Source organism: Streptococcus sp. KR (genome assembly GCF_002238115.1).
In the GTDB taxonomy this organism is placed as follows: Bacteria; Bacillota; Bacilli; order Lactobacillales; family Streptococcaceae; genus Streptococcus.
The window spans coordinates 1-6244 of the sequence record NZ_NGVM01000033.1 but is presented as its reverse complement, the minus strand read 5'-3'; the positions used below and the strand labels follow the sequence as shown (position 1 = coordinate 6244).

Annotated in this window: 4 protein-coding genes; all 4 read left to right on the top strand. The window is 39.1% G+C overall.

Going from position 1 to position 6244, the window contains the following annotated elements; all coding sequences use genetic code 11:
- Nucleotides 1–4439: ZmpA/ZmpB/ZmpC family metallo-endopeptidase (locus CBI42_RS10190; RefSeq protein WP_094753924.1), on the top strand; the 4439-nt coding region annotated here is incomplete at its 5' end.
- Between the two features lie 172 nt (nucleotides 4440–4611).
- Nucleotides 4612–4980 carry a hypothetical protein gene (locus tag CBI42_RS10185; protein ID WP_094753923.1) on the top strand — a complete coding sequence of 123 codons (369 nt, stop codon included), beginning with the start codon at nucleotides 4612–4614 and terminating at the stop codon, nucleotides 4978–4980.
- Nucleotides 4981–5103: 123 nt separating this feature from the next.
- The gene (locus CBI42_RS10180) at nucleotides 5104–5286 is read left to right on the top strand and encodes a hypothetical protein (RefSeq protein ID WP_009729741.1); all 183 of its coding nucleotides are present in this window, start codon (nucleotides 5104–5106) and stop codon (nucleotides 5284–5286) included.
- Nucleotides 5286–6244 (top strand): replication initiator protein A (locus CBI42_RS10175; protein ID WP_094753922.1); only part of this gene is annotated, 959 nt, incomplete at its 3' end. The genes CBI42_RS10180 and CBI42_RS10175, both read left to right, overlap by 1 nt.

The window sequence follows — 6244 nt, the reverse complement described above, 5'->3', positions numbered from 1 at the left end:
CAATAGTCGAACCTGAGCAAGTTGCCCCACAGCCAGAGTACAAAGGGATTCAATCTGGTGCCATCGTCGAACCGGAGACTCAGCCTTCCCTGCCAGAATATAAAGGTGAGCAATCTGGTGCAATAGTTGCCCCTGAGACAAATGAAAAACCAGAATATACAGGAATTCAATCTGGAGCCATCGTCGAACCAGAAACGGCTGAGAAGCCATCCTATACAGGTACCCAGTCCGGAGCGGTTGTTGAACCAGAGCAAGTAGCTCCACAACCAGAGTACAAGGGAACTCAAGCTGGTGCCATCGTCGAACCAGAGGCCCATGCTTCCTTACCAGAATATAAAGGTGAGCAATCAGGAGCTGTTGTAGCCCCTGAGACAGCCGACAAACCAGAATATACAGGCATCCAATCTGGAGCAATAGTCGAACCAGAACAGGCACCATCGAAACCATCTTATACAGGCACCCAATCGGGAGCAATAGTTGAACCCGAACAAGTTGCCCCTCTTCCAGAATATACTGGCAATATTGAGCAAGTAAAACCGGAAACTCCATCTGAAAAACCACAAGAAAAAGATCCAGAAAAAACACTTGAATTAAGAAATGTTTCGGATCTGGAGTTGTATAGTCAGACCAATGGTACTTACAAACAACATGTTTCTTTAGACAGTGTTCCAAGTAATCCAGACACTTACTTTGTTAAGGCAAAATCGTCGTCATTCAAAGATGTCTATCTACCTGTCGCTTCAATAACTGCAGAAATAAAAAATGGACAATCAGTTTATAAAATCATAGCCAAAGCTGAGAAACTCCAGCAAGAGCTAGAAAATAAATATGTCGATAATTTCACCTTCTATCTCGCAAAAAAGGCTACAGAAGAAACAACAACCTTCACTTCCTTTAGCAACTTGGTTAAAGCTATCAACAAGAATCTCTCTGGAACCTATCATTTAGCGGCTAGCTTGAATGCCAACGAAGTGGAGTTGGGACCTGATGACAGATCTTACATCAAGGGCACCTTTACTGGTCAGTTGATTGGTGAAAAGGATGGCAAGCATTATGCTATTTACAACTTGAAAAAGCCTCTTTTTGAAAGCTTGAGAGGGGCCACAGTAGAAAAGTTGAGCCTAAAAAATGTCTCTATTTCAGGTAAAGATGATATCGGTTCACTGGCAAATGAAGCTACGGATAACACAAAGATTAAGCAAGTTCATGTCGATGGTGTTCTGGCTGGGGAACGTGGTATCGGTGGTTTGTTGGCTAAGGCAGACCAATCAAGCATCACAGAGAGCAGTTTTAAGGGAAGAATTGTTAATACCTACGAAACGACTGCTACATACAATATTGGTGGTTTGGTCGGTCATTTGACAGGAGGCAGAGCTTCACTGACTAAGTCAAAAGCGACAGTAGCCATTTCATCCAACACGAATAGTTCAGATCAGACTGTTGGTGGGCTAGCAGGTCTAGTAGACCAAGATGCGCATATACAGGATAGCTATGCTGAAGGTGATATCAACAATGTCAAGCACTTTGGTAGAGTTGCAGGTGTGGCTGGATATTTGTGGGATCGAAAGACGAATGAGGAACAGCATGCAGGAAGATTGACCAATGTACTAAGCGATGTCAATGTAACCAACGGAAATGCTATTACCGGTTACCACTATAATGAAATGAAGGTGGCTAATACATTCAGCAACAAAGCTAATAGAGTCTACAATGTCACCTTGGTCAGGGAAGAAGTCGTCAGCAAGGAATCATTTGTAGAAAGAGGAACAATTTTAGATGCTTCTGAAGTGACTAATAAAAAAGCAGAAATCAATCCTCTCGCTCCTCCAACAGTGGAGCCTCTTTCAACAAGTGGTAGTAAAGAAAGTGATTTTTCTAAGGTGAAGCATTATCAAGCTCAGCGCGCCTTAGCTTATAAAAATATTGAAAAATTGCTACCTTTCTACAACAAGGCAACCGTCGTCAAATACGGAAACCTGGTCAATGAGAACAGTCTTTTATATAAAAAAGCACTCTTGTCTGCAGTCATGATGAAGGATGACCAAGTAATTACGGACATTGTAACCAATAAAAAAAGTGCCAATAAACTCTTGCTCCATTACCAGGATCATTCCTCTGAAACATTCCAGCTCAAGTACCAGACTGATTTTGCTAAGTTAGCAGAATATAGTCTAGGAGATACGGGGCTTCTCTATACGCCAAACCAATTCTTGTATAATCAAGAAACGATTATCCGGCAAGTCTTACCAGAATTGAAGAAGGTAAATTATCATTCAGACACTATTAGAAACACACTTGGTATTTCACCAAAAGTGAAGCAAACCGAGCTCTATTTAGAAGAACAGTTTACTAAAACGAAGGAACATCTAGAAGACAGTCTGCGAAAACTCTTGTCAGCGGATGCTGGTCTAGTGGAAAACAATCAAGTAATGACAGGTTACATCGTAGATAAAATTAAGCGCAACAAGGAAGCCTTGCTTCTTGGTATGAGTTACTTAGAGCGTTGGTATAACTTTAGCTATGGTCAGGTTAATATTAAAGATTTGGTCTTGTATCACCTTAATTTCTTTGGCAAAGGAAATGCATCTCCGTTAGATACTTTGATTGAGTTAGGGAAATCAGGATTTAATAATCTGCTTGCTAAGAACAACGTTGATACTTATGGTATCAGTCTTGCCAGTCATCATGGAACGACAGATTTGTTTAGCACGCTAGAAAATTACCGAAAAGTCTTTTTACCAAACACTAGCAACAATGACTGGTTTAAAAAACAGACCAAAGCTTTCATTGTCGAAGAAAAATCCACTATTGCAGAGGTCAAAGCTAAGCAAGAGCAAGCAGGGACTAAGTATTCTATCGGTGTTTATGACCGAATTACTAGTAGTACTTGGAAATACCGCAATATGGTCTTGCCTCTCCTTACTTTGCCAGAAAGATCAGTCTTTGTCATCTCAACCTTGTCTAGCCTAGGATTTGGCGCTTACGATCGCTACCGCAACAGTGACTATAAGGCTGGAGATGAACTCAATAAGTTTGTTGAAGATAATGCGCGTGAAACAGCCAAGCGTCAGCGAGATCACTATGATTATTGGTATCGTATTTTGGATAAACAGTCACGTGAAAAACTCTATCGTACGATCCTGCTTTATGATGCCTATAAGTTTGGTGATGATCATACTGAAGGAAAGGCTTCAACAATCGCAGACTTTGAGAATTCAAATCCTGCAATGCAACATTTCTTTGGACCAGTTGGTAACAAGGTGGTTCATAATCATCACGGTGCATACGCAACAGGAGATGGTGTCTATTATATGTCTTACCGTATGTTGGATAAGGATGGCGCTATTACGTATACCCATGAGATGACCCATGATTCCGATCAGGATATCTATCTTGGTGGTTATGGTCGAAGAAGTGGTCTTGGTCCTGAGTTCTTTGCTAAAGGCTTATTACAAGCGCCAGACCATCCAAATGATGCGACCATTACTATTAACTCAATCTTGAAACATTCAAAATCAGATAGCTTAGAAGGATCCCGTCTACAAGTCTTAGATCCGACGGAACGATTCAAAGATGCATCCGATCTCCAGAAATACGCTCATAATATGTTTGATCTCATCTATCTGTTGGAATATCTTGAAGGGCAATCTATCGTTAAGAAACTGAATGTTTCCCAGAAAATGGAAGCTCTCAGAAAAATCGAGAACCACTATCTAACAGATCCTGCTGATGGAAATGATGTTTATGCTACTAATGTTGTGAAAAATTTGACTGAAGATGAAGCTAAAAAATTGACGAGCTTTGAGAGTTTGATTGACAATAATATTCTTTCGGCTCGTGAGTATCAAGCTGGCACATATGAGAGAAATGGCTACTTTACGATTAAACTCTTTGCACCAATCTTTTCAGCATTGAGCAGTGAGAAAGGAACTCCTGGAGATCTTATGGGGCGTAGGATAGCTTATGAACTCTTAGCTGCTAAAGGATTTAAAGATGGTATGGTCCCATATATTTCCAACCAATATGAAGAAATTGCTAAACAAAATGGTCAGACAATCAACCTCTACGGTAAAAAGCAAGGATTAGTGACAGATAAGCTTGTCTTAGAAAAGCTATTTGGTGGTCAGTATTCATCTTGGGCAGCCTTTAAAAAAGCTATGTATCAAGAGCGCGTTGCTCAGTTTGATCATTTGAATAAAATTACTTTTAAAGATCCGACGCAATCATGGATGAGCAATGCCACGAAAACCATTCAAAGAGTAAAAGAATTGCAAGAACTGATGGACCAAGCTGTTCTCAAGGATGCAGAAGGTACGCGTTGGAGTGACTATAACCCAGAAACTGACAGTGCAGTTCATAAACTTAAGAGAGCAGTCTTTAAAGCCTACCTAGACCAAACAAATGATTTTAGAACCTCTATTTTTGCAAATAAAAAGTAATGAATTATAGAAGTTGCTAATCAGGATGAGAGGACTTTACTTCCTGACTATCAGAACTTGTCGACTAAGTGTCTAGAGTTTTGGGAAAGTGAAAAATTAAATATCATATAACCTGAGAGAGCGAGAAAATCGCTCTCTTTTTTCGTTGCAAAAATTAAAGAAAGGAGAAAAAATGTCAGATAATATTGAAATTGTTATGGATATTGATTCGTTAAAAATTTTCGATGTAATAGATCTTGATAAGAATGAAAATATGGTTGATTGTATCCCTGAAGGAAATTCTGATGAAAAAGTATCTGTATACGATGATCTCAATAGAGTTTGGCTTGGGGACGGCTATTACTATAGACCTTCTAGTCTTCTCTGGAGAGTTATGAAAGATGATGTTATTCATGAATTATGTCCTAGAATTGAGCTTGGCACTTATCCTTACTCCAGAAGAGCTAGAGATGGAACTTGGGGACAAACTAGCCAATTGACTCAGGATGAAGCCTTGTGGTTGACTCTGGAGTTTAATCCAGAATTGATGGGGTATATTTAGGGAAATAAATTATATACCTTGATTCTATAATTTATTTGATTGTCCCTTTAAAACAGATTTTCTCATTATCCATTATGATATAGCTGTGAATTAACACTAGTTTGTGACAAGAAAGGATTACCTATGAAACAACACCAAACAAAGGTCTCAAGGTTGACTAGAGACGTAATGATTTTAGATTTGATGAATACAATGGGATGGACTAAAAGCCGTGCTATTGCAGCTATTGAAGAGTTAGAACAAACTCATCTTGTCTATTTTCCTGAAGCTGGTGGCTTGAGATTACAAGTTGTAGGAGGCTACTAATGGCAGATATCACGATTGACCAACTAGCCACTCTAACTTTTTATCAAATTCCAGAAATCTTTTTCACCCGTATTCAACACAATGAGAACGGCTATGTCAAATTGACTAGTTCTTACACGGGTCTTTCATCTGATGCTAAGTTAGCTTATGGCGCTCTTTATAATCGCTGTAAATTAAGTATCAGTTCATTCCAGAAGGGAAATAGAGATTACGTTGATGAAAATGGAGCGGTCTTTCTAATTTTTACAGTTTCTGACCTGATGCTGCTATTGGATAAGGGAAAGATGAAGGTTACTAAGATCAAGAAAGAACTACAAGAACATGGTCTCTTACGAGAAGTTAGGCAGGGACTCAATAAGCCGAATAGACTTTATCTTCAGCTAGTTGATGCTAATTTAGAAATAGTGGAGCACTATTCAGCTGATGGTGAGTTACTGAAGAGGGTTAATGCCTTTGGTAAAGTTCTATATGAAAAAGTACCCCAAAGCATTGGTAATAGCGAAAGTATCAAAAACGGACGTCCGCAAAATGGACTTCAAAACGTCCACGAATCGGACGGAATAAATACAGAGAAGAGTAAGATTGATACTCTTTACGATACTAATCGATACGAGGGCGAGTCATCTTTATCTGATTTATCAATCTCTGAAGCATTTAAAATGGGGCAACATGCTTTTCTTTCTTCTCAACTAGTTCAGAAACTCAGTTTGTTTGGAAAAGATGCAAAAATTCTTGAAAATAAAATCTATCAATCGAAACGTCAAGTTGAGAAGAATTATAACAACCTCTTAGCTGATCAGGAAATTTATGGAGAGGTTTGGCTGCAAGATCTTGAACGTGAGCTTGATAAATTGATTTTCAAAATTAAAACAGGAGAGGCTGAAGAAAAACCAATCCAGAATGTCCCAGCCTACTTCTACAAAATGATGATTCGTTTTTGGAAGATGGCTCTACTCAT